The sequence below is a fragment of the Pectobacterium brasiliense genome, from assembly GCF_013449685.1.
In the GTDB taxonomy this organism is placed as follows: domain Bacteria; phylum Pseudomonadota; class Gammaproteobacteria; order Enterobacterales; family Enterobacteriaceae; genus Pectobacterium; species Pectobacterium brasiliense_A.
Genome location: NZ_JACDSF010000154.1, coordinates 1 through 208, shown reverse-complemented (window position 1 = coordinate 208; position 208 = coordinate 1). Strand labels below are relative to the sequence as shown.

The following is a 208-nucleotide window of genomic DNA, read 5'->3' as shown; positions in this document are numbered from 1 at the left end:
CTACCAGACGACCGTCAATGCTGATGGTAAAACCTGGAATGTGAATGTTCTCGGTTCCGTGCTGGCAACTAATAACGATGTGAGTGCGACGGTTACCACGCGTGATACGGCAGGCAATGTCACGACTGCCAATACCAGCCACGCTTACGGTGTGGATACGGTAGCACCAGTCGCGTCAATCTCTATTGATAACGTCACGTCGGATAAC

At 51.4% G+C, this 208-nt stretch carries 1 protein-coding gene; it reads left to right on the top strand.

The features are described 5' to 3' along the window. On the top strand, window positions 1–208 hold a 208-nt coding region (locus tag H0248_RS21805), incomplete at both ends, for a hypothetical protein (protein ID WP_180787462.1).